This is a genomic window from Selenomonas ruminantium subsp. ruminantium ATCC 12561 (assembly GCF_000424065.1).
Classification (GTDB): Bacteria; Bacillota; Negativicutes; order Selenomonadales; family Selenomonadaceae; genus Selenomonas_A; species Selenomonas_A ruminantium.
Genome location: NZ_AUJE01000040.1, coordinates 1 through 25,378, shown reverse-complemented (window position 1 = coordinate 25,378; position 25,378 = coordinate 1). Strand labels below are relative to the sequence as shown.

General features: G+C 46.5%; 21 protein-coding genes. 11 read left to right on the top strand and 10 right to left on the bottom strand.

The features are described 5' to 3' along the window. Positions 1–127: 127 nt before the first annotated feature. The 10 genes from G598_RS0112980 (at position 128) to G598_RS17970 (ending at position 17,650) form a co-directional block, all read left to right on the top strand. Positions 128–2,506, top strand: a complete 2,379-nt coding sequence (locus tag G598_RS0112980) for an endonuclease MutS2 (RefSeq protein WP_026767325.1) — start codon at positions 128–130, stop codon at positions 2,504–2,506. Between the two features lie 196 nt (positions 2,507–2,702). After that, on the top strand, positions 2,703–4,379 hold the full coding sequence (locus tag G598_RS0112975; RefSeq protein WP_026767324.1) for a carbon starvation CstA family protein: 1,677 nt from the start codon (positions 2,703–2,705) through the stop codon (positions 4,377–4,379). Positions 4,380–4,549: 170 nt separating this feature from the next. Continuing rightward, entirely contained in the window at positions 4,550–8,248 is a 3,699-nt protein-coding gene (locus tag G598_RS0112970; RefSeq protein ID WP_026767323.1) for an autotransporter outer membrane beta-barrel domain-containing protein, read from the top strand. Positions 8,249–8,346: 98 nt separating this feature from the next. Next, a complete protein-coding gene (locus G598_RS0112965; RefSeq protein ID WP_026767322.1) occupies positions 8,347–10,383 on the top strand; it encodes a molybdopterin-dependent oxidoreductase in 2,037 nt (678 codons plus the stop codon). 98 nt (positions 10,384–10,481) lie between these two features. Then, positions 10,482–11,366 (top strand): LysR family transcriptional regulator, encoded by an 885-nt coding sequence (locus G598_RS0112960; protein WP_026767321.1) that lies wholly within the window; start codon positions 10,482–10,484, stop codon positions 11,364–11,366. A gap of 79 nt (positions 11,367–11,445) precedes the next feature. Then, positions 11,446–12,003, top strand: coding sequence for a GNAT family N-acetyltransferase (locus G598_RS0112955; protein WP_026767320.1), 558 nt, complete (start codon positions 11,446–11,448; stop codon positions 12,001–12,003). 23 nt (positions 12,004–12,026) lie between these two features. Beyond that, positions 12,027–13,889, top strand: coding sequence for a condensation domain-containing protein (locus G598_RS0112950; protein ID WP_026767319.1), 1,863 nt, complete (start codon positions 12,027–12,029; stop codon positions 13,887–13,889). 139 nt (positions 13,890–14,028) lie between these two features. Beyond that, on the top strand, positions 14,029–14,304 hold the full coding sequence (gene rpsO / locus G598_RS0112945) for a 30S ribosomal protein S15 (protein ID WP_014424698.1): 276 nt from the start codon (positions 14,029–14,031) through the stop codon (positions 14,302–14,304). A 125-nt stretch (positions 14,305–14,429) separates the two neighbouring features. Further along, positions 14,430–16,499, top strand: a complete 2,070-nt coding sequence (locus tag G598_RS0112940) for a polyribonucleotide nucleotidyltransferase (protein ID WP_026767318.1) — start codon at positions 14,430–14,432, stop codon at positions 16,497–16,499. A gap of 143 nt (positions 16,500–16,642) precedes the next feature. Then, positions 16,643–17,650: a tyrosine-type recombinase/integrase gene (locus tag G598_RS17970; protein WP_051180312.1), complete on the top strand. Its 1,008-nt coding sequence runs from the start codon at positions 16,643–16,645 to the stop codon at positions 17,648–17,650. A gap of 801 nt (positions 17,651–18,451) precedes the next feature. Here G598_RS17970 and mtnN read toward each other — a convergent pair. The 10 genes from mtnN to G598_RS0112885 form a co-directional block, all read right to left on the bottom strand. After that, a complete protein-coding gene (gene mtnN, locus G598_RS17965) occupies positions 18,452–19,285 on the bottom strand; it encodes a 5'-methylthioadenosine/S-adenosylhomocysteine nucleosidase (RefSeq protein WP_051180309.1) in 834 nt (277 codons plus the stop codon). A 45-nt stretch (positions 19,286–19,330) separates the two neighbouring features. Next, a complete protein-coding gene (locus tag G598_RS0112925) occupies positions 19,331–19,636 on the bottom strand; it encodes a hypothetical protein (RefSeq protein ID WP_157833343.1) in 306 nt (101 codons plus the stop codon). Positions 19,637–19,656: 20 nt separating this feature from the next. After that, entirely contained in the window at positions 19,657–19,938 is a 282-nt protein-coding gene (locus G598_RS0112920; RefSeq protein WP_026767316.1) for a hypothetical protein, read from the bottom strand. A 375-nt stretch (positions 19,939–20,313) separates the two neighbouring features. Beyond that, the gene (locus G598_RS17960; RefSeq protein ID WP_051180306.1) at positions 20,314–20,703 is read right to left on the bottom strand and encodes a DUF805 domain-containing protein; all 390 of its coding nucleotides are present in this window, start codon (positions 20,701–20,703) and stop codon (positions 20,314–20,316) included. A gap of 77 nt (positions 20,704–20,780) precedes the next feature. Next, a complete protein-coding gene (locus G598_RS20465) occupies positions 20,781–20,864 on the bottom strand; it encodes a hypothetical protein (protein ID WP_419185358.1) in 84 nt (27 codons plus the stop codon). Positions 20,865–20,866: 2 nt separating this feature from the next. Beyond that, on the bottom strand, positions 20,867–21,322 hold the full coding sequence (locus G598_RS0112905) for a hypothetical protein (protein ID WP_026767314.1): 456 nt from the start codon (positions 21,320–21,322) through the stop codon (positions 20,867–20,869). Positions 21,323–21,466: 144 nt separating this feature from the next. Next, entirely contained in the window at positions 21,467–21,805 is a 339-nt protein-coding gene (locus G598_RS0112900) for a DUF4870 domain-containing protein (RefSeq protein ID WP_026767313.1), read from the bottom strand. After that, positions 21,802–22,680 (bottom strand): ROK family protein, encoded by an 879-nt coding sequence (locus G598_RS0112895; RefSeq protein WP_026767312.1) that lies wholly within the window; start codon positions 22,678–22,680, stop codon positions 21,802–21,804. Before G598_RS0112895 ends, G598_RS0112900 begins: the two co-directional genes overlap by 4 nt. Before the next feature lie 26 nt (positions 22,681–22,706). After that, positions 22,707–23,087: a PH domain-containing protein gene (locus tag G598_RS0112890; RefSeq protein ID WP_026767311.1), complete on the bottom strand. Its 381-nt coding sequence runs from the start codon at positions 23,085–23,087 to the stop codon at positions 22,707–22,709. An 86-nt stretch (positions 23,088–23,173) separates the two neighbouring features. Beyond that, on the bottom strand, positions 23,174–24,976 hold the full coding sequence (locus G598_RS0112885) for a UvrD-helicase domain-containing protein (protein WP_026767310.1): 1,803 nt from the start codon (positions 24,974–24,976) through the stop codon (positions 23,174–23,176). Positions 24,977–25,125: 149 nt separating this feature from the next. On the opposite strand from G598_RS0112885, the gene G598_RS0112880 reads away from it, so the two are divergent. Beyond that, positions 25,126–25,378 (top strand): helix-turn-helix domain-containing protein (locus G598_RS0112880; protein WP_026767309.1); only part of this gene is annotated, 253 nt, incomplete at its 3' end.

Genomic DNA, 25,378 nt, shown 5'->3' with positions numbered 1-25,378 from the left:
GTGAGTAGTCTGTTCTTCGGGACGGTGAAAGCGGATGCGATGAATGAGGAATGGAACATAAAAGTTAACTTTCTATGGAAGGTTTATGGCTTTTTATAAGTTTTCAGTAACGGAGTTCAATAAATAAATGGAACAAGAATCGTTTAAGGTTTTAGAATACAAAAAGATAACGGATAAGCTGGCTGAATATGCCGGCTCGGCTTTAGGCAAGGAAAAGGCCCATGACCTTGTGCCCAGTTCAGACTTTGCCGAGGTTCTGGAGTGGCAGGAGCAGACCACGGAAGCCGTGAAGGTGCTGTCCATGTCTGCACCTCCATTGGGCGGCATTCGCGATATTCGCCTGCTCTTAAAAAAAGCAGGCAAGGGTGCCATTTTGGAACTGGAAGAACTCCAGAACATCATGAACACCATGTATGCCATGCGTACCATCAAGTATTTCTTCCGCGATTTGGAGCTTGAAGCACCGATTTTGCAGGAATGGGCACGTTCTTTGGAGATTTTGGGGCAGCTCGAACGCAACCTCAACAACGTCATTGACGAGCATGGCAATATGCGGGAAGATGCCAGCGTGGAACTTAGGCGCATCCGCCGTGAACTGAAGTCATCCCAGGGGCGTATCAAGGATAAAATCAATAATATCCTCCATGACGGCCAATATCAGAAGATGTTCCAGGATGCCATTGTCACCGTTCGCGATGACCGCTATGTTATCCCCATCAAGGCAGAATACCGCGCGCATTTCCCTGGCCTCATCCATGACCAGTCGGCCAGCGGTTCTACGCTCTTTATCGAGCCGATGGCTGTGGTGGAACTCAATAATGATGTAAAGCAGCTTACGCTCGCTGAACAGCAGGAAATTCAGCGCATCCTGCGCCAGCTTTCTGGCGAAATCCAGCGGGAGAAGGAAACGCTTGCGGCTAACTGCGAGATTTTGGGTGACATTGACTTTACCTTTGCTAAGGCGCGCCTAGCGGCGTCCATGAAGGCTGTGCGCCCGCTGATTAATGATGAAGGCCGCACGGTGCTGAATAATGCCCGCCATCCGCTGATTGCCAAGGATAAGGTTGTACCGACCAATATCAGCATTGGCGAAAACTACCGCATGCTTTTGATTACCGGCCCGAATACCGGCGGTAAAACCGTCACCATGAAGACCTTGGGGCTTATGGTTCTGATGGCGCAGTCCGGCCTTTATCTGCCGGTTGACCAAGGCTCAGAAATCGCCCTTTATGCCAACATCTATGCGGATATCGGCGATGAACAGAGCATCGAGCAGAGTCTTTCGACCTTCTCCGCCCATATGACCCATATTGTCAGCATTTTGGACAAGGTTGAGAGCGAAGATTTGCTGCTGCTCGATGAATTGGGCGCCGGTACTGACCCGGAAGAAGGTGCGGCCCTGGCCATGTCTATTTTGGAAAAACTGCTGGAAGTGCAGGCAACTACTGTTGCGACCACGCATTATTCAGAGCTGAAAACCTTTGCCTATACCCGTGACGGCATTGAAAATGCCTGCGTGGAATTCGATATCGAAACCCTGCGGCCCACCTATCGTCTGCTGATTGGCATTCCCGGCGCCAGCAATGCCTTTGCCATCAGCCGCCGTTTAGGATTGGCTGATTCGCTGATTCTCCGTGCTCAGCAGCTCGTCAAGGCTGACCATGCACAGTTTGAACACGTCATCAACGAGCTCGAAAATGAAAAGATGATGTATGAACAGCGTAATGCCGATATCGCCGAGCGTCAGGCACGGGTCAAGAAGCTCGAAGAGAAACTCTTGAAGGCCAAGGAAGAGCTCAGCCAGAAGAAGGGCGATATCATCCGCAAGGCCAAGGACAAGAGCGCAGCCCTTATCCGTCAGACCCGCCGGGAGTCGGAAGAAGTCATCAGCCAGCTAAAAGAGCAGTTTGACGATTTGGGCATCAAAGCCCGCCAGCAGGCGATTGCCGATGCCCGTGCGCGTATCAACGAAGCTTCGGCCAAAGCCAACCCCGGCATCATGGCGCAGAAGGGCGTGGGCCAGCGTATTGATCTCAAAAAAATCCGTGTGGGCGATACAGTCTATGTCAAAAAACTTGACCAAAAGGGCACTGTCCTCGAAATTCAGGGCAAGGATTTGACCGTACAGGTAGGCGCTCTGCGCACCAAGCTCAAGGCAAATGCCTGCACCTTTATTGCCCACAAGGTAGAAGAAAAGCCCAGTACCAATACAGGCAGCCGCAAGAACTCCCAGTCATCCAGTTTCCTGCAGAAGACACAGAATATCGGCCGCGATATCGATATCCGCGGCATGATGGTGGACGAAGCGGAAATGACGTTGGGCAAGTTCATTGACGATGCGGTGATTGCGGGCCTTAGTCAGGTACTCATTATCCATGGTAAGGGCACGGGCGCCCTGCGTAAGGGCGTTCATGCCTATCTCAAAGGACACCGCAATGTCCTAAGCTTCCAGTTCGCCGATATCAACGAAGGCGGCACGGGGGCTACGGTTGTAGAATTAAAATAATATCTAAACTATCGTGTAAAATTGTGCAAAATGCTTAGCACTAAGCATTTTGCACAATTTTTTTATGGAAAGTTTTTTCATTTTACAGTTTACAAGTTGACATATTGGTTACAGAGTGATACTATACACATTATACAAATATCCAACTGCAATAATACTTTTATACGTTTATGTTGGAGAAAGAAGGTCTTATGTTATGAATGGTTTAATGTTAGTGGGCTTTGCCATGGTCGCTTTTGTGGCCGCGTATTTTCTCTACGGCCGATGGCTGGTAAAGACCTGGGGGATTGACCCTAAAGCTAAGACGCCGGCGGTAGAACTGGAAGATGGCGGAGACTATGCACCGGCTTCCCGCTTTACCGTATTTGCCCATCAGTTTTCTTCGATTACAGGTGCCGGCCCTGTGACCGGACCGATTATCGCTGCAATGTTCGGCTGGGCACCGGCAATGCTCTGGCTGTTGGTCGGCGGCATTTTCTTTGGGGCAGTACAGGATTTTACAGCGCTCTATGCATCGGTAAAGAATCAGGGCAAGAGTATGGGCATGCTGATTGAACAGTATGTAGGCCGTACGGGGCGCCGTTTGTTCCTGTTGTTCTGCTGGTTGTTTACTCTGCTGGTACTTGCCGCTTTTGCCGATATTCTGGCGAATACCTTTAACGGTTTTACCAAGAGCGGGGCACTCAATGTACCAGGCGCACAGGCCGCCACGATTTCCATGCTCTACATTGTCGTAGCGATGGGATTTGGCGTATTTATCAGCAAGGTTCAGCCAAGTGGATTGGTCAAGTTCCTTGTAGCTGTTGTATTAGTTGTGGCGATGTTCGCCGTAGGTATGCAGTTCCCGTTGTATCTTGATGCCACGGGCTGGCGTTATGTGACCTTTGGCTACTGCTTTATCGCATCGGTTCTGCCCATGTGGCTCTTAATGGAACCGCGTGACTACTTGAGTTCCTTCCTGCTTTTAGGCATGGTTTTCGGCGGTGTGGTTGGCGTTCTGGTCGCCAATCCCGTAATCAATATGCCGGCGTTTGTCGGTTTTACGGTTAAGGGACAGTCCTTGTTCCCGATTCTTTTTATCACGATTGCCTGCGGTGCAGTATCCGGTTTCCATAGCCTGGTATCTTCGGGCACTTCTTCCAAGGCTATTGCCAACGAACGGGATATGCTGCCTGTTGGTTACGGTGCAATGCTTGTGGAATCTTTGCTCGGTGTGGTAGCACTTGTTATCGCCTGTGCAGCGGCTTCTAATGGTTCTTTGCCGCAGGGAACGCCTTTCCAGATTTTTGCTGGTGCTATCGGCGGCTTCTTCCAGATGTTTGGTCTGCCCGCTGCGGTTTCCGCCTGCATCATCACCATGTGTGTATCGGCACTGGCTATGACGACGATTGATTCCGTGGCACGTATCGGCCGCATGTCCTTGCAGGAACTCGTTGCTCCTGGTGAAGGAGAACAGGCCAGTGGCTGGGTAAAACTGCTGATGGATAAATATGCCTCCACGGCATTGACCCTGGCTTTGGCTTATGCTTTGTGCCTTGCCGGTTATATGAATATCTGGCCGCTCTTTGGCGCAGCCAATCAGCTCCTGTCGGCACTCGTTTTGATTGCGTTGGCACTTTTCCTCAAAACTACGGGCCGCAAAGGCTGGATGCTCTATGTACCGATGACCTTTATGTTCCTGGTGACCATGAGCGCTTTGGTACTCAGCGTAGTCGGTATCGCCGGCAAGCTCGCCAGCGGGGATTTCACCCTGATGGTAGACGGCTTGCAGCTGGTACTGGCGCTTGCCCTGATGACGCTGGCGGTACTGGTAGCCCGTCATTGTGGCAGCGGTTTGTTGAAGAAGGACGAGGATTTGGAAGCGGTAACGTAATAAGCTTGATTTCATGACTTTTACAGAGACTATGAATAGGCGCAAGCCTTTCATAGTCTTTTTTTTGCTTAAATAACGGCGTACAAAGGGCTGTTTAGAAGGGATATTTTCTCTGCTAACGAATAAATATATTAATCCAAAACATTGGAAAGTTTGAAAGGGTGGACAGGATGAATGAAAAAAGGATTTTCTCAAGAAAAAGGATTTGTGCACTGACTGCTGCAGTGCTGTCCGTTTTGGATATGCCGGTGACTTTTGGAGCGGATTTTTCTTTGCCTGATTTCGAAAAAAATTTGGAGTCTGAATCGCCGTATCTAGCCACGGAATATTTGTATTCGGATGGCCGGCCTTTTGCCGAATTGAAATATCTCAGAACAGGTGAGGGCATAGGCTTGAACTCAAATTGGCTGGTGCGTGCGTCTGCGTATGATTTAGACAAAAGTCATATTGAAGCAACGAACTCCAGTACGGCATATTGGGCAGGGATTTTGGGGAAGGGAGCGAAAAATACTACGCCCTGGCAGATATTTGTTAATACGGATAACAGTCCCAATGCCAGTGCAGCTTCCCATTCGGTGAATTCGGATGGAGAGCAGCCTGCTAAAGAATCTATAATCACTGAGCAGATTTATGTAAAAGACCAGCTGCAGGATGGAGCTGTGTTTAAGCCGATTACTTACGAAGAGGCTCAAATTGGCTATCTGCCCAAGGGAAAGTATGCTTATAGTGATATTACAGTAGGCTCTTATATGGGAGCAAATCGTACAGGCGCCATCAACGGCTGGTGGGTGGATGCCGATTCGCTGCTGCCGACCAATGAACAGGCTGCTGATTTTGTGGGCACCTTTCGTCATGAACTGGGGCATGCATTAGGCATTCATTTTCCGTGTGTGAGTGCAGAAATATTAGGTGAAAAAAAGGTGTTGATTGACCATGGCATTAAGGATAAAAATGCCTGGACGCTTCATTTGGTCGATCAAAATGGCAATGCAGCCAAAGCAGGAATGCCTATTGTAACGCCACAGCAGGCAGATGACCCCGCTAAATGTTTTGTGGTGGACAGAAAACCGGATGGAACAGGGAAGGGGTATGCCTACTTTGTTGGCGAACATGTGACGGAGGCTTTAGGAGGCGCAACATTCTTTGGCCGTTCCGGTTTGCCGGTAAATGGCTGGGAAAAGGATTCGGATGGATACGATTTCGAAGGCTCGCATTTTCAGACTGCCGGTATGATGAGTCATCGTATATATACCAACTACACATCCTTTTTGGAAGTGGAACTAGCAGCAATGCAGGATTTGGGCTATTCTTTTGACCGCAAAGCCTACTTTGGCCGTTCTATCTATGGCAATGGCAGCGACATCATAAATCATCAAGGGTATTTCAAGCGCAATGCGGAAGGTACGGCCTATCTGGATAATGTCTACAGCGTGGTGCCGTTGGGAATTGGCCTGCATATTTATGGCTCCGACAATAAGGTGACCCAAAATGGTAATATTTTGACCACTGGTGCAGGCGCTGTCGGCGTCCGTGTGGATGGTACGGGTAATACGCTGAATGTGCCTGAGAATACGGAAATTCATGCCGATGGACGACGTGGCAATGGACTGTTGCTGGCTTATGGCCGTAACCATATCGTGAATCAGGACGGGACAGTGACGGCCAGCGGCGAAGGCGGCACCGGGACGCGTTTTGATTTTGGGTCAAGTTCCAATGGAGCAGTAGATGAGTATCGGGGCTCGTATATCCGCTATATAAGAGAGGCTCAAGACATTGAGGACAAGGAGGATGATTCTGCAGTGCCAAAAGCAGCGCCGAAAGCTGCGCCCGGAACAATCCTGTCCGCGAAAAATCTTGACCTCTTGATTAACGATGCTAATGAATACAATGCCAATAAAAATGAACTGAATGGTCCATTGGTGAAGGAGTATAATTTGTCCGGCACACTTAAGGGCGGCGAAAATGCCATTTATATCAGCAAAAATGCCTTTGTGGAGAAGATTAACATCAATAAAGGGGCAAATATTCAAGGCAATATCACTTCAGATTGGAAACAGTTTGGTGCTGCGGCGTGTGAGAAAAGTTATGACGGCGTAAAAGACGACGGTTCAGATGTTTTGGCCATTCAGTATAACAACAATGCTTATCGTTATGATGTTTATATTCCGGATTTGGTAACGCAGGTGAACTTCAATACGGATATGCAGTATAACGGCAAGATTACTGGTGAGGACAATATGAAAATGAATGTCCAGTCTGGTACGCTGATTTATGGAGGCACAGCCAACGTGGTAAGCGTGCAGGTGGCTGAAGATGCAGCACTTTTGGGCGGCAGCTATATCGTAAATGATATGAGCAGCAAAATGCATACGGATTTTCCTGTGGATACGACTACAGGCTATGTAATCAATTCGGGGACTATCGGCGCTGCCTCGGCAGATGAAAATATGACGATTAACGGCAATTTGGTATCCAACGGCAGGCTGCAGGCTCATGGCGGCGGTGAAGGCGGGCAGATTATCGTCACGGGAAATGCCTATATTGACGGTTCAACAGCAACGGCTGTGGACATAATGCCCGGGGAGTCCAAAACGGTTCTTACAGCAAAACATATTGAAGGCAATGCGGCCAATGCGAATACAGCAGTCCCTGTTGCGCCCATGCTCGGCATAAAAGGCAGAGTCAGCGGCAATACGCTGACAGCAGAGATGGAGGTGATGAATAATTTAGACAGTAAGGAGGCTGCTGTGAACGATGCGTTTCATGCGGTAAAGACGATGTATGATAACATGGGCACAGAAAAATACCGCCAGCCTGAACTGCAGAAATTATTTTCCATGGACGGGCAGGGAGCTGCCGGCGCATTAAAGGATATCTCTGCGCCGAATGCCGTGCAGGGAATAACCCTCGCACAAAAGAGCACGATGACCAGCCATATCCTTTCATCACGGCTGGCGGATGCTTTCGCTCGGAAGACGGTGGCAGTTCCGCTTCCTGCGGCTAAATTGACCGCAGATAAGCAGGAGACGGTACAAGATGGTCTGCATATGCAGGCACAAATTGACCAGCCGGTGGATAATGACATCTGGTTCAAGACGGGCAAGAACTGGGGCGAATTAAAAGGCGGAGCCAATTATCATGGCACAACGCTGGCTTTGGGCTATGATAAAGCTGTCGGCAAGAACTGGCGTGTCGGCGGATTTGTCAGCTATGGCAGCAGCTCTTTGGCGGCTGGTTCAGCTGGCACCAGACTAAAGGACACGCGTTTTGGGCTGTATGGCGGCTATAAAGGAGGCCCCCATGAGGGTTTTGTATACTTGAGTCATGGCTGGCTGAAAAATGACCTGAGCCGAGGGATAACAGGCATCGGCACAGCAAGAGCCGATTACAACAGCCGCCTGTTGGAATTGGGCGGAGAATACAAATACGACCTGCAGGCCCAAAAGGCCGCTGCGTGGCATATAAGCCCTTATCTGAATATGCAGCTGTCCCGTCTATGGCAGGACGGCTATACAGAAAATGGCGTAGGCGCATTGGGGCAAAAGGTGAACAGCGCGACCAATACCTATTTCGCTGCAGGGCTGGGCGTGGAGTTTAGGCGTTATCTGAACAAAGGCAGTTATGCAATGCGGGCGGGCCTCCGGCACGCTTTTTGCGGAGCTGATCCCCGCGTGACCTTTGGCTATGCCGGCGGCGGGCCGATAACTTACGAGATGCGCGGCCGGCAGGATAAGATCCACCTGCTTTTATCGCTGACTGGTGAAACCGAATTTTCACCGGGCTGGACACTGTCCGGTGATGCAGCCTTGGAACGCGGCAGTCACGATCGGGATGTAATGTGCGCGGTTACTTTGCGGCGGATGTGGTGAAGATTATTGCGTATTGGAATGAGACGGGATTTTTATTCTGCTGACAATTGAGTGTTGTGTTATAATGAGTATATTAAAGAATAAAGGAGCACAATTGTATGGAGATAAAGAAAACAGCCTGCCCCTATGACTGTCCGGACTGCTGTGGCTTGCTGGTGACGGTAGAAAACGGCAAAGCCTTTAAAGTTGCCGGTGATCCGGCGCATCCCTTTACGCGGGGAACATTGTGTCCCAAGATGGCGCATTATGAGCGCACCGTCCATTCGGAAAAGCGGTTGACTACGCCACTAAAAAGGATAGGGGCAAAGGGAGAGGGGAGGTTTATCCCCATCAGCTGGCAGGAGGCTGTGGACACCATTGCCGTCCGCTGGCAGGAAATCATTGCGACGGATGGTGCAGAGGCGATTCTGCCCTATTCCTATGCCGGAACGATGGGCACGATTCAGTATAGTGCCGGGCATGCCCTGTTTTTTGCGCTCGGTGCAACCAGCCTTGACCGGACGATTTGTGCACCTGCCAAGGCTCATGGCTATCGTGCACTGATGGGGAAGACCCTGCCCACGGCACCGCAGGAGGCACAGTACAGCGATTATATTGTGCTTTGGAGCATCAGCATGCTCGCTACGGATATTCATTTCAAGCATGATGTGGATATTGCCCGCCAGCATGGGGCAAAGGTTGTCTGTATTGATACCTATGCCACCAAAACCGCCCAATGGGCAGATGAATTTATCTGTGTAAAGCCTGGCACGGATGGCGCGCTGGCTTTGGGCATGCTCCAGGTTATTGAGCGGGACGGACTGGCCGATGAAGATTTTATTGACCGCTATGTGCAGGGCTGGCAGGAACTGAAGAAAAATGTTTTGCCACGGTATACGCCCCAAAAAACTGCCGAGATTACGGGAGTGCCGGCTGAACAGATAACGCATTTTGCGCATGCTTTTGCTAAGGCTGAAGCTCCTTTTATCCGCCTGGGCAGCGGACAGTCCCGCTATGGCAATGGGGCTATGACGTCGCGCCTGATTACCTGCCTGCCTGCAGTGGTGGGGGCCTATGCGAAAAAAGGTGGCGGTATGCTGACTTCGGCAGCGGGTAGTAATGCCTTTGACAAGGACATCATCCGCCGTCCCGATATGGAAAAAGACGGCGTGCGGCATATCAATATGATTAAGCTGGGCGAAGTTTTGACGGACAAAAATCTGCAGCCTGCCATCAAGAGCCTGTATGTATATTCGTCCAATCCGGCCTGCACTGCACCGGAACAGGAAAAGGTCGTGGCTGGGCTAATGCGGGAAGATTTGTTTACGGTGGTTCATGAGCGTTTTATGACGGATACTGCCCGTTATGCGGATATTGTTCTGCCCGCTACGTCCTCACTGGAACATGAGGATATTTACTACTCCTATGGGCAGTATGTTGTCCAGCGTGGGCCGCAAATTATTCCGCCAGTAGGGGAGAGCAAATCCAACTGGCAGGTGATGCAGCTGCTGGCTAAGGCTATGGGCCTTACTGATGATTTTTTCCAACAAAAAGAAGTAGATTTAGTCAACCACATAATTGAAAGCACCAAATCAGCCTGGCCGCTGCCGGTTGACTTATCTGCACTGCGTTCTGGTGAGCCTGTGGAACTTCCCATGCCGGATGATTACAAGCTGGACTTTCAGACGCCTTCCGGGAAGATTGAAATTCTCAATCCACAGATGGAACCAGCTTTACCAGATTACTTCCTGCCGCACTATGCTCAGGACGAGGGAGAATTTATCCTGATTAATTCCCCTGACCCTAGAATTCTCGATAGTTCCTTTAATGAACGTGAGGAACTGACCCGCAGTGGCGTTATGGTTCTGCAATTAAATCCCGTAGATGCAAGCCGTTTGCAGCTGCAGGCGGAGGATAAGGTTATGGCGGAAAATACCCAAGGCTCGGCAGAATTCGTGGTCAAAATCAGCTCTGCGGTAAAGCCGGGAACGGCTGTCAGTGAAGGCGTCTGGTGGCAGGAATACACGCGCTGTGGCAATACCAACCGCCTGACTTACGCCCGTACGACGGACAAAGCCGCAGGCAGCACTTTTTATGATGTTCGAATAAATCTTCGCCCTCTGCAGAAAAAACTAGATAATAACCAAAAAGCATAGTATAATAGAAAAATAGAAATAATAGATAGAGCCTGCAAAATAATAAATAGCAGGCCGCAACATAGAACTGATATCTATAAAGTATGGGGGCGCCAATAATGGAATTTCGCCAGTTGGAGTATTTTTGTACCATCAGCCACTTGAAGAACTTTACCCGCACAGCAGAAACGCTGCATGTTTCCCAGCCTTCTGTCACCAAAGCCATTAAAGCTTTGGAAGCAGAGCTGGGACTGGTGCTGATTGACCGCAGCCAGAAAAAAGTCAACCTCACGCCGGAAGGACAGGCTTTCCTGCTGCACGCGCAGAAGATTATGAGCGCGGCCAGCGCAGCCAAAAAGGATATGGCCCGCTATCATGCTGGCAGCCAGGGCAAGGTTCAGTTTGGCCTGCCGCCGATGGTGGAGGCATACCTTTTCCCCGACCTCTTTACGCAGTTTCAGACAAATTTTCCGGAAATTAGTCTGGATGTGCAAGAGTACAGTGATTCAGATGAGGTACGCAACCGGCTGGCTTTGGGGGATTTGGATTTTGGTATAGTCCTTGGCGAAGTGCGCCCCACAACGGAAAATGAGATGCTCCTGATGAAGGACAGCATGAGTGTCTGCCTGCCGGCCAATCATCCGTTGGCTGCGCAGGAAAAAGTTGCCTTTGCCGATATTGCCGATGAAAAATTCATCATGCAGCAGCCGCATACCTACCAGCACAGGGAAGTTGCCCGCCGTTGCGGTGAGGCAGGGTTTGTGCCGGATATTGCCCTTTGCACATCGCAGATGAAGACCATCAAGCAGCTGGTCGCCAATGGGATGGGCGTTTCTATCCTGCCAAATTTTGTTACCGGAACAGAGCATAATTTTGTCCGTCGTCCGCTGTCGCCTGCCTTGTCTGTACAGATTACCTTGAACTGGAGTGCGGGCAAGCAGCTGACTGACGTTGATGCTCAGTTCAAAGGTTTTATCAAAGAATATGCCGAAAAACATTTATAAGTCCAAATAAGACAGGAAAAAATAAAAACCTCGCGAATAATGTATAGTAGTTATATACATTGTCGCGAGGTTTTATGCTATGAACAATTTGGAACTATTGCCCGTAGATTCGGGAAAGAAAATGGCGGAGTTATTCGCTAAAGTTGAACTTTTTGAGACCTATATGGAATGTTTTGCGCTACCTCCGTATGAAGAAAAATTTACTGCGGATGAGGTTGAGCAACTTTTTGCCCGCTACGCGGAAAAAGGGTTGATTATCCTCTGCCTGGATATGGAATTATACCGCTGTGCGGGTTTTTTTGCAGCTGTGCCGCTGGTGGAAGATCAGGAAGTTGCGCAGATTGCGCAGGATAATGGCTTAAATGTAGCTGATTTTTGGTTCGTGGAAGAAGTGGGGGTCGGTAAGGCCTATCGGCATAAACAAATTTTTTCCACAATGGAGCAGGAATTGCGGAAGAGGATTCCTGTACAGGGACTGCTTAGCAGAACGAAAAAAATCAATACAGCGTCCTTAAAAGCCCATAAGAAGCTGGGCTATCGTATTGTGCCGGGGATGACACAGGTGGTAAAGTACCAGCACTTATCCGGCGAAGAGCGTCAGGATGAAAGGGTTTTCATGAAGTATTGGCCGAAATAGAACCTTATGGAGGAGATGCACCCATGAAAAAATTACAGGTTACCGACTTGCTTCCTGAAGAACGGCAGATAATTGAACGTTATTATGGCAATCAGATTCATGCATTGCACAGCTTTTCTCCGAAGCAGCTGCTTTATTTGCGGGATATCACCGATGATGAAAAGGAATTTTTTAGTCATTGGGAAACGAATCAGTTGTCCGGTGCTATCTTGCAGACGCTGTATAAGATAAAGGGAAAGCTTATTCCCACGCGGTTCAATCGGGCGCTGAATCTCATTTCCCGGCATGATGAAGCTCTGCGAATGAATTTTTGTGATGTGGGAAACAGAATTTTAGCGGTAGTGTTTCAGGAGCGTATAGAAATGCCCGAAGTGGTCTATCGCAATTTGGAGAACGTACAGGGAGAACAATTGGAGGATATCTTAAAAAGCCTGATGGAAGCGGATATGCGGCGCAGCTTTGACCCCAAGAATGGTCCGATTATCCGCTTTTCGGTATATCATACTGGTGAAGATGAATATGCCGTAGTGGTCACAGGGATACAGGCTATGCTCTATAACTTCGATGTGCGGAAGATTTTTTGTGAGGCTCTGGATTTACCTTATAAGCCACAGCCTAAGGCGGTCAGTGGCTTGCGCTCGCGTATGTCGGATATGGAACAGCCGGTTGCTGCGTATTGGAAAAAGATTTTAGCTGATTTGCCGCCACAGCCACAACTTCCTTATATTGAGGACTTGGACAATGTTCGTCATCAAGAGGCATTTCTTTCGTATATTCCCTATAATATCTTTGCCCAATTACGTGAAAAGGCAAAAGGGAACAAAATCATGTTGATGTCGATATTACAGACTGCATGGGGATTATTGCTGGAACAGGTCAATAAATGTGATGATGTTGCCTATTGTATTGTAGTGCCGCGCGATATGGGCAAGGACAGTGAAAACAGTGCGCAAAGTATAATCCCTATCCGGCTGGCAATTAAAGGCAATCCCATGATGCAGACTATTGTTACCAAGGCATTTCAACAGTTTGTGATTTCGCAGCCCTATGCTTCACTAGGACGAGAGGGCATAGCGGATATTATCGGCAAGCAGGAGACTTTTTTCGACCATTTTCTAAACTTTCATGATTTCTTTTTGGAAGGAGTCAGTTATTCTACTGTGCCGGCGGAACCTTTTGGACGTCTGGTTGTGCAGAATTCCTGGGATACGCGTGATATTAAGCTGGGCATTGGTTTTCGTCATGAAGAAAATCAGTTGGTAATGACCTTTTCCTACGACAATACGAGTTTTTCATCAGCCAGTATCGAAAAGCTGTTCAATCAATATGTTTTGATTTTACAACAAATGTTGATGGATTGGAGTGATAATTACAATATTTTTGCGGAACGGCTGGAAAAGCATGCCGTTTTTGTCGAACAACAGTCGAAGAAAGACAAGAAAAAGAATACGCGCAGTGAACTGCAGAATTACTTGTTCCAGCTGGATTTGCTGCAGGAATGTGAAAATGGTGTTGTTCAGCTCTTTATCGAGAATTCGCATATGATATCGTATTTTGAGGGGGACAGCCTGCCAGAGGAAATGCTCAAGACCAAGCTGGTCTTTTTGGTGAGGGGCAAGGTCGCACGCAGTATGGAAAACAGCGAGGGTTGGTACAATGCCTTGGACATCAAAAAGGAAAATTGCTGGCTAAATGAACTGATTTTTCTGGAGGAAAAGAAAGCCCGTGTATCGGTCGAGGTGCTCACGGAACAGGCAAAATTCCTGCTGATTCCGCTGTCCAGTGTGCAGGCGGTTTTGAAGCGCAATCCAGCCTTTGCGATGAACATGCTTAAATACACGGCCCGGCAGTTGGAAAAATATCAGCGTTTGTGGGTGCAATCCTGATAAATTTTCTTTACAAGGCAGGGCGGCCTGTGTTATACTAACGAAGGTGTTTGACACCAATCCGCAGCCCGGACGGCGAAGTACTCCGACGTCATCTTAGCTGCCGGACATTTTATATTTATATAGGAGGAGTTTTCACATGTTGACTCAGGAAGCAAAACAGGAAATCATGCAGAAGTATGCCGTTCACGAAGGTGACACGGGTTCGCCGGAAGTACAGATTGCTGTACTGACTGCTCGTATTCAGTACCTCACGGATCATCTGAAAGAGCACAAGAAGGACCATCATTCCCGTCGTGGCCTGCTGAAGATGGTTGGTCATCGCCGCCGTCTCCTCAGCTACCTCTACAAGAAGGACATCGAGCGTTATCGTTCCATCATCGCTAAGCTCGGCATCCGCGCTACGATCGGCTAATAGCGAGATTTTCTTAAGAAAGCGGGAGATTTCCCGCTTTTTTCTTGTATATTTCCCTGATGACAGGATAAAAACAATAGATGTCGAACTATATAGATGTATGAGTTTGACGTAGGAGGAGAATTATGCATAGTTTTGAAATGGAACTGGGCGGCCGCAAGCTGACGATTGAAACCGGCAAGCTGGCAAAACAGGCCAACGGCGCTGCCTTTGTTCGTTATGGTGATACGGTGGTGCTCGTAACGGCTACCGCATCCGCTGAACCCCGCGAAGGTGTGGATTTCTTCCCGCTGACCGTGGACTATGAAGAAAAGATGTACGCTGCAGGCAAGATTCCCGGCGGTTTTATCAAACGTGAGGGGCGTCCGTCGAGCGACGCTATCCTTTGCGCCCGTCTGATTGACCGTCCGATTCGTCCGCTGTTCCCGAAAGGCTACCGCAATGACGTGCAGATTGTTGCTACGGTTATGTCCGTAGAACAGGATAACGCGCCGGAACTGGCTGCCATGATTGGTGCCTCTGCAGCACTCTGCATTTCCGATATTCCTTTTATGGGCCCGATTGCCGGTGTGCGCGTAGGCTGTGTAAATGATGAATTCGTCATCAATCCCACGGAAGAACAGCGTAAAGTCAGCACCTTGAACCTCACCGTTGCTGGCTCAAAAGATGCCGTAATGATGGTGGAGGCTGGTGCCAACGAACTGCCTGAAGACGTTATCCTCGATGCCATCCTTTATGGCCATCAGGAAATCAAGCGTATCGTAGCGTTCCAGGAAGAAATTCAGCAGGCCTGCGGCAAGGAAAAACGTGAGTCCAAGCTGTTCAAGGTGCCGGAAGAACTGGAAACGGCTATCCGCGAATATGCCAAAGACCGTCTGGATGAAGCTACCCGTAACCCGGACAAGCTCGACCGCGACGCACATATCGCTGAAATCAACGCCGATACGATGGAACATTTCCTCGTAGATTACCCGGAAATGGACAAAGAAATCGCTATGGCGCTGCATGATTTGGAAAAAGAAATCGTGCGTCATATGATTACCCATGAAAAGATTCGTCCGGATGGCCGCGGCCTCGAAGAAGTACGTCCGGTAAGCTGCGAAGTAGGTCTTCTGCCGCGCGCACATGGTTCCGGACTCTTTACCCGCGGCCAAACGCAGGTTATGACGGTTACGACCCTTGGCCCCTTGAGTGATGAACAGGTTATCGACGGCCTTGGCCCCGAAACTACAAAACATTATATCCATCATTATAACTTCCCCGGCTATTCTGTCGGCGAAGCAAAACCCATCCGCAGCCCCGGACGCCGTGAAATCGGTCATGGCGCTTTGGCAGAACGCGCTTTGGTGCCGGTAATTCCCGCTACGGAAGAATTCCCGTATACGATTCGACTCGTTTCGGAAATCCTCGAATCCAACGGTTCCAGCTCCATGGGTTCGGTTTGCGGCAGCACGCTGTCTCTGATGCAGGCCGGTGTTCCCATCAAGCGTCCGGTTTCCGGCGTGGCTATGGGCCTGGTCAAAGAAGGAGATGCTTATACCATCCTGACGGATATTCAGGGCATGGAAGATGCGCTGGGCGATATGGACTTCAAGGTTGCCGGTACGGAAAAAGGTGTAACGGCTATTCAGATGGATATCAAGGTTGCTGGTATTGACCGCAATATCCTGTCTTCGGCATTGCAGCAGGCTAAACGCGGTCGTGCGTTCATTCTGGACAAGATGCTCGAATGCATTGCTAAGCCGAATGAAGAACTGTCGCCGTATGCACCGCGCGTAGAAACCATTACCATCAAGGTGGATAAGATTCGTGACGTCATCGGCACGGGTGGTAAAGTGGTCAAAGGCATCATTGATGCAACGGGTGTGCAGATTGATATTCACGAAGACGGCAATATCTTTATTTTCTCTGCAGATGCTGAAGGTATGGCCAAGGCTCGCAAGATGATCGAAGATATCGTGCGTGAAGTTGAAGTTGGTGAAGTTTATACTGGTACTGTAACTCGTCTGATGAAGTTTGGTGCCTTTGTGGAAGTTCTTCCTGGCAAAGAAGGTCTGTGCCATATTTCGCAGCTGGCTAAACGCCGCGTTGAAAATGTGGAAGATGTTGTACAGGTTGGCGATCAGCTTGAAGTCAAAGTTGTTGAAATTGACGACAAGGGTCGCGTAAATCTTAGCCACAAAGTTTTGCTGTAAAATGTGGTTGACTAATCAAACGAATTGACCGATCAATAGATGAAAAGGTAGGGGGAAAGCCCTCTGCCTTTTCAAAAATCTTTCTAACTGTGGTTAATGGAAATTACACACAGTTAGATGTGGATAACTGGAGAGGAGTATTTATGGCTGAAAATAACTTGACTATTCCTACTGATTTTAATGAAGCAAATTTATCCGTTGCTAATAATTTAGACATGGCTGCCATCACGCCGGATTTTTTTGTGGCTTACTACTGGCAGTTTCTGCCACGGTATATTGCCAACGGCAGACCGACCCAGGATACCATGCGGGATTACCGCATCCATATTAATGCATTTATCAAATGGTGCATGGCCAACAAACGTCATCCTTTAGATATCCAGGACTATCAGATGCGTGTTTATATGGAATACCTCTTTAGCCAGAATTATTCCGAAAACACCATTGCCATCAAACTGGCTGCTGTCCGGGCCTTTTTCCATACGGCCTGCAAAATGGACCTCATTAAGGCCAATCCCTGCGACGATATCAAATCCGAGAAAAAAATCAGCTGGGACGAACAATTCCGTTTTTACTCGTCCGAACAGATTCAAAAAATGTGTGACTATGTCAACCACATTAATGAGGACAATGATTTCATCCGCTATCGCGATATTCTAATCATCTACCTCATGGGCGTGGAAGGTTTTCGTAACGTCGAAGTCCACCGCCTCTGCGATGAAGATATTAACTGGGAATACCGCTCCATCAACGTTCGAGGTAAAGGCCATGGGGGAATGGTTTACCCCTGCGATGCCACTTTCACTGTTCTGGAACGGTATCTCGCAGCCCGTCCCCGCCCTACCAAAGATGGTACCCTCACCCCCACCATCATTTCCGACCATCGCCATAACTTCGGCCGGGTCAGCCGTAACGGCATTCGCGACATCATGAACCGCATTCTCCGTGGCTGCGACCTCAAACATCACGGCTACTCCTGCCATATCCTCCGTCATAGCTGCGGCACCAATCTCTACAGCCAGACCAAAGACCTGCGCGTTGTTCAGGAACAGCTCCGCCATTCCGACCCAAAAATGACCGCCAGATATGCCCATGTGCATGAGAGAATGACCAATCGGCATACGGAAAAATTGGCGCCGAAAATTGACTAATAGATAAAAAGCTAACCTAAAAAAATTCTCCCCCTTATGAAAATTACTCATAAGGGGGATTTTTACACCTGTTTGAAGCCTCAAAATCGCAAAAAACAGTTTAAGGCATCTAATAGTCTATATGAGCGATTATAGATTTACGTGATATTTTTTCACGTCTTGTAGGCGATTTTGTTGATAGTTATAGCTATCTATCTTATAAAATTTCATGCATTTTATAGATTACTCAAACTTCCCACACCCATAATCTTTATCTTCTATGCTTTGCAGTATAGCTCCCTAAGAGTGAACTACTCCCGCCTATAGAGGCGTGAGCTTCCTGATTCGTCGAGAACTGCGGCATACTCCCAAAAGGAATATATCCGTCTTACACTCTCTCCACAGGCGTAACTTTCCATAGTCCCTACGGTAGTTGTGATTTGTCTGCTAATCTGACTTCGCACATGTTACATTCCGAATGGTTACGGAAAAGAGAGGATAATCACAAATCCCTTGTTTGTACCTGCTGGGAGCTTACTGCCTTGGTTTTCGACGTTTCAGACTCCGTGAGACCGTAGTACAACAGTCTATAAGATTGTCGCAGGTCTTCTCCTTTCTTCGAAAATTTCCGATTTCTATTGTCTTTGATTATACTACCTAATAAGACAAAAAGCAATTGTATGGCTCAATTACTTATGTAAATTCGCCATACCCGCCTTCATCTCCCACCTAAGAGGTGGAGGACTTCTCGCGGGTTAGGTTAAATTCTCGTTAAATATTATCCACAGAAAAGCTCCTGTCATTCGACAGGAGCTATCTTTTTTATGCATCTGTTTTTATTTGTTTATTCTTTGCATACGCTTTTACTACTTCAAGAACATACTGTTGGCAAGCTAATCCCGTAGCGGGGGCGAAATCTTCGTTGTAAACCTCTGTATTTGACAGAATACGAATTCCTAAGAATGGTACTTTGTAATTTTTGCAAATATGGGCTGCTGCATGCGTTTCCATTTCTTCACAAGAAGAACCATATTTTTCATTGTAAAAGCGAATTCGATCTATTTGCCTATTCCAATTGTTACTGCTTGAAATCTTTCCAACAACCACTTTACCAGCCTGATAATTTTTACCTTCTTCTGCAGCCACTTTTAGAAGTTCTGAATCCGCTTTTAGCTCAACTTCTTGTTTTTCTATACCATCATCATAATAATAAGTAGGTCTCAGTTCTATATGTCGTCCATCAGCACCTTTGTTTTCTCTTTTGCTAACCCAAGCACTCAAATCAATGGTCTCGGCGCCCAAAACTATATCAAATCTATGAAGTGCAGCATCATGACCACCTGCTGTTCCCTGGTTAATAACTGCCAACGGGTGATAGGTCTCAATTCCTAACACCGTGGCCGCAGCAGCGTTTGTCATCCCCACTGATGTAACAGACACTACTACAGGTATTCCTTCATAATCACCGCTTATAAAACGCCATCCCCCAATACGTTGTTCTTGTGGATTCTGTAACTTTTCTATGAGAAAATTCGTTTCGCATTCCATAGCTCCTTCTATGAGGATTGGACGTGAAGCCTCTGTAAATAGAGGAGTTAATACTATAAATAATGTTATTGTTAAGGTTGCAATATATCTAACAAATTTTTTTCTCATATGTCGTCTTTACCTTTCGATTTACAAACTCGTTCATTAGCTTTCTCATTCTTTTAGCAAATACGGTATAACGAATTTACCAACTTCAATTTTTAACTCTTTCTTGTTCCATGACAAGCTGTTACATAAAGCAGCTATTGCAGTTTCGCTCTCAATACGAACATACATGAGCTTTTGACATTCAGCCTCAAAGCTCTCCTGGAAATTATCTTTGTCTACTATTTCTTCGAGCTCATCCCTTGACATAATAATCGTCATATTTCTTTCTGTCGGATTAGCCCGATATTCTTCATTGATTTTATCTATCAATTTGTTGTAAAGAGGAGAATCCGGTTTATCTAATGTCTTCATATGCTTCACCATTGCCTTTATTAATCTTCCTCATCGTATTGGCTCTCTATCTCTGCAAGTTTTTTGAGGAGCGGTGTCCGCTCAATATGCTCCTCGTCATAGATTCTGGCACTAAATTCAGTTGCTTCCATCGCCGCCAAGTAGATTCGTTCATCTGAGCCAACATCATACTTCTTGTTTTCCAATTGTGCCTTAAGTTTCTTATATTCCTCAGGATAGTCTGTACAAAGCTCAAACAGTTCGTCTTCATAGGCATTCATGAATTCTTTATACTTTGCGTATTCCATCAAGTCCTTAATCATAGCAGTCTCCTCCTACTTCTTACTGCTCATTTTCTTCATTCACAAGATACCGTTTAGAACACCGGCACATATCGAGCTTACAGGATTCGCACAAAGAAATAACAGGATAATCCCGTCTATAGCTGTTAAGACATCTTAACGTCAAGTCAATAACCTCGTTTGCTAAATCGAAATGTTTTGGCGTTATTAAGACATCTTTTAAGTCTTTCTTAGTCATCAAAAGGTCAAAATTACTTTGCATAGGTTTTGGCCAATTAGCTATATATTTCTTCAGCATGTTTTTCCACTCTCTGTCATACTCAAGAGTTAGCTGTATATGCGTTACATCTTTATGAAGATGACGTATGCCCTGATGTCGTTTAGTTATTGCTCCCATTAATCACAACCTTCTATTGGATCGGCACCATACTGATTAGGGCCATAAGTACCTCTAGCGAAAAGTAAATATAACCATAACACTAAGTTAAGAAGCGGGACAAATGTTGCTATCACCCACCATGCAGGTCTGTTAAGGTCATGCAGTCTTCTTATCATCAAAGCCAAGCTTGGTATAAGCGTTAACAACCCCAAGGAGCCTTCTAACGTATCTTCTGCTAATATATCTGCACCAACAATCAGCAAAGAAAAATTTATCAGAAATGCGAGAATAAACGTAATCCCCATAAGAGCCAACATACGCTTAATATATCTCTTTCTGTTTATCCTGTTGCTGATACGAAAGAAAGTTTCCACGAAACCTTTGTCTGGTATATATGTGTCATACATTAGTATTCCCTCCTAACTTTATTCTATGTCTACCCCATTACTCATTCTAACCAAGTTGCCGGCCGTTATAATGCATGTTAGATAGCCTTTATTGGTTGATAAGCCTGTAATGCTTGTTCTATGAGTTTATTAAGACTAATTCCTTGGTTTTGAGCACAAATAGCTAGTTTTTCATGATGAACAATTTTTCAATCAAGTCGAATATGTTGTTAACCAACCATACCAGTATATCTGGTGCAAGTATACTTTTAGCCCCCAGCCCTATCACGATGCCAGCAACAAGACTAATCAGCGTATAAATGGCAAGTTTATTACCGGAACGATGTACACGAATAGAGACGATATTGGTATCATTTTTGCGTGCATAGCTGATATCATCTTTGTGTGCTTTTAATATAGCCAGACTGTATTGCGCTCGTTCGTCTTCAGGAATTTCACGGATATCGCTGAGCGGATTGTAAGCTTTTCCTGGAACAATCAGCCGAATGCTGACTTCACCAAAGTGTTTTTTTATCTCCACTTGAGCAAGAAATTTATTTTCATCATCAGAAGCTGTGGCAAAATGGTAGAAATTCTCTTCTAATAATAATTCCCCTTTATAAATCTCTTTTTGAGTCAACCCTATTTGTTAAAACTGCTTTCCAGCCACTCGATTATTTGGGGATAATTTTCTTTAGAAATAGTATGTATTTGTGTCCGCATATATTCATTTTCTCCATACTTGTATCCCATCTATTTTTACTTAGAATTGCATGCACATATGTCACATAAATCTTCCTAATAATGGATAATGGTATTCCTGTTCATTAATAACCTTAAAGCAAGCATATATTGAACAGCAAAACCATATTGCACCAAGTATAAAAACAATAGGCCAAAGCAATACACCGATTAATAGTGCTGTAAGCACGGCAACAATTGTGCCAATTACGCCAAAAATGACTTGAACGATTAAGGCTTGTTTAGCATGTCCGGCAACAAAATCATCTTTTTTATCATAAAATAGGTATATAGCCAGCGGAACTAACACATAACCAACACCGAAAAATAAATAGCTTATATGTGCCGCTATTGCTAATACTTTTTGCTTGCCATCTATCATATCGAACACTCCTTATTATGCTTTTGCAGGAAATGACGCAACGCACCAGTAAAGCCGGCTGCTGTTCCTAACTGAGCAAATGCAATGCGTGTGTTTTTCCGCAATGCTTCAGGCAGTAATTCTGCTAAATAGCAATTAAGACGTGGTTCAAAAAATTCCCGTTGTGCCATTATTGCACCGCCCATAATCAGGACTTCCGGATTGACAATACAGCAGATTTCAGCAAGGGCGCTGGCAATCTTTTTGGCCATTTCTTCCAATGCTGCTAACGCTTTTTCTTCACCATTGGCTGCGCGTTGAAAAACTTCTTCGCCTGTTGTAGCACCAGTTTGGCGTAATAAAGCTGACGTACTGGCCAGATTTTCAAATTTACCACCGGCAAAGGGCAGATAACCGATTTCTCCTGCCGATGCTGAAGCACCATGGATAAGGTGGCCATCTATTACTAAAGCACCGCCAATGCCTGTACCAACAAAGATACAATATGAACTTTTGGTGCCTTTGCCTGCGCCCAACCAGCTTTCTCCCAGGCCAGCAGCATTAACGTCATTTTCTACGGCGCAGGGCAAATGGGTCAGACGTTCAATTTCTTCCTGCAGCTTCATGCCAGTATACCCCGGAAAAGTTGGACCAGCAAAAATAACTTCACCTTTTTCTACATCAATAAGGCCTGGCGAACAAACAGCTACACCCTCAGGCTTGCCACATTCTCTTTCTAATTCAGATACAATATTGGCTATTTTTCGGGGAATATCTCCACTGCCATCTTTGGCCATTTGGGTTAAAATTTGTCCTTTGGTTAAAATCTTGCCTTCTTCTGTCATCATGGCGTATTTTATTGCCGTGCCGCCAATATCTATGCATGCATACTGCATGAAACCATCGTCCTTTCAGGTTAACGCTATTTTCCTACACATTCTGCCAATAATGCTTGAACCCGGTAAACATCCGCATCTTTGCTAAAAGTATACACCAAGGGATCTGCGCCAAGGCCGGCAACCCATATTTTGAGTTCTGCCTCCAAATCGAAGTGGCCAGTAGACTCTACTGCAAAATGCCGAATGCTTTTATAGGGAATGGAATGATAATCCACCTTTTTTCCCGTCGCTCCCTGAATATCCACCAGTATAAGCCGGTAATCCGTGAAAATGAGCAAGTCTCTAACCCACTTATACGCTTGAATTACCTGCTCATTTTTGCCTAAAAGCTTTCCATAATCTTTTTTCACATCATCAATGTCCGTTTCTGCTGCATTTCCGATTAATCCGCTGAAAATCCCCATAAAAAACACCTCCACGATAGTTATACTGTATTAATTCAACCTTTACACGGTATTCCCCTGCTCCAAAAAAGGAAAACTATCTGCTATCAGTTTTTTAGAAAGTTCATAATGTAATCCTTGGTAAACTCCTTGCCCAATCTTTTTGCCGTTATGCCTCGGCCATAGAAATCAACATATGCCCAGTCGTTATTCCTTTGCTGAAGCAGTATGCCGCCGAGCCCAAGCAGGTCCTTGAATTCCTTGAAGTTATTGGCCGAAATGGCGCAATCCTGGATATTTTTCCGCATACGGTTCAAAACGGTATCGCGCTCGGTTTCCCACATTCGAAGTTCCGAGGTTTGGCGGTGCTTGTGGGTATTTTTCGTCTCCCTGGTATATTCATGCTCTTGGACTTTCTGGATTTTTCGCCTGTCGCGCGACTTTCTAATCGCTGACTCACATTCATCGAGATGCGCAAGAATGGCCTCCCGGCTTTGATAAGCGGCATTATCGGTCATATCCACCAGTTTTATCTGCGCTCTGGTAATGGCGACATAATAGAGATTAAGTTCCTGAATAAAGTCCTTGAACCGCTCATCCTGCTTTTCTAAATGACTCATGCCAGGCTTAAACTTTACAGGATTGAACCGGCATCCCAGATAACGGAAGCCTAAATCCGGGAAATCATCCATCAATTTTACGGTATGCCATTCCAGGCCCTTGCTTGTATGCGCATTGGTCAGCACCACCGGCGCTTCCGGCTGGTTCATGCGGCGGGCAATATCCAGCAAATCATATAAGTCGTCCTCATATTTTTCTGCAATCTTCATCGCGGACAATATCTCTACGTCTGCTGTGCTATCCGCATAATCTTTTAATTCTTCCTTACCGTGTAGATGATTCAGGAACTTGAATTCACCAACGAAGTTATTGCGCCGGTCAAAGAGAAATTCTTTGACTGCAATGGCCATCTTGAATACATCTTCGGGGTTCTTGACCAGATAAGCCCGTTCCGGCTTTTCCCGGTACTCATCAATCAAATCCACAAGCATCGAATTTGTCCGGGTAATGCAGGCGGTCTGTTTATTTTTGAGTTTCTCCTCGTTAATCATGGAATTCATGGGATAGTATGGCACCTGTCCGTCGTACAGCATATCCATAAACATCTTCATGTAGAGATTAGCCCTGTCCAAAATCGGCTGACGGGCACGGAATGAATTGGTCAGGTACAGCGTCACATCAGCTTTCTGTCGTGCCAAAGCATTGATTGCCCCGCGAAAGCCATAAATTGACTGGTGTGAGTCACCAACAAAAATCCGGCTGCAGGAGGCCCGATTAATGATGCTAAGCGTCACCGGATTACAGTCCTGACTCTCGTCAACCAGAATACAGTCATACATTCTGCCTAACCCCTGTTCCTCTGGCGAAAGCAGCTGAAAAAGTTTCAGGTAATGGTCGTGGGGCATTGGCAGTGTTCCATTTGCTACCAACTCAAAAATCTTTTTTATTTCCCTGCCAGGAAACTCACGCTCAGCAGATATCAAAAATTCCTTATAGCGATTAAGCAAGAGGAACAGCTCGTAATTTTCCTTACCCGGAAAGCAGTCATGAAGCATATCTATTTTGATAGCTGATAAGGTAGGTCGTGCTCCACTGCGGAAGAAATGCCGGTAAGCCATACTATGCATAGTCATTGCCCGGGTATTAGGCGGGAATACCTGATTTGCCTTGTCGGCAATGCTGCGGTTAAAAGCCAGGTATAGGAATCTTTTCTGCGGATTGGCATTGGCAACCGCCACCAACGTTGTGGTCTTGCCTGAACCGGCACAGGCGTCAATTTTCATAATCTGCCCTAGCTGAAGTTTCTGTGATGCTTTGATTATCTCTGTCTGTTCTGATGATGCATGCATGTAGCCAAAATCCTCCTTATTTAGATAGTATACGTCTAATATTATCGTATAGTCAATTTTCGAAAGCCAAAAAGGCTGCCAAATGGCTGATATGCTCCCCCTATGAGAGACAGTAAAAAATAAAACTGTCATCATAGGGGGATTTTTCTATGCCAAACAAACAGAAAGTAGCAATAGAAGAAAAAGTAGAATATGTACGAGCTTATCTGCGCGGAGAAATTACTCAAGGTAGGATTAGCAAAGCAGCAGGAGTAAGCCTGGCCTCAGTACAAGTGTGGATTAAACGCTACAAAGCAGAAGGTGTTGACGGATTTTATACTGGCAAGGGCAACAAAGTTTATGCACCAAAAACAAAGACGATGGCTGTCCTAGATTATTTGAGCGGTAAAGGCAGTCAGACTG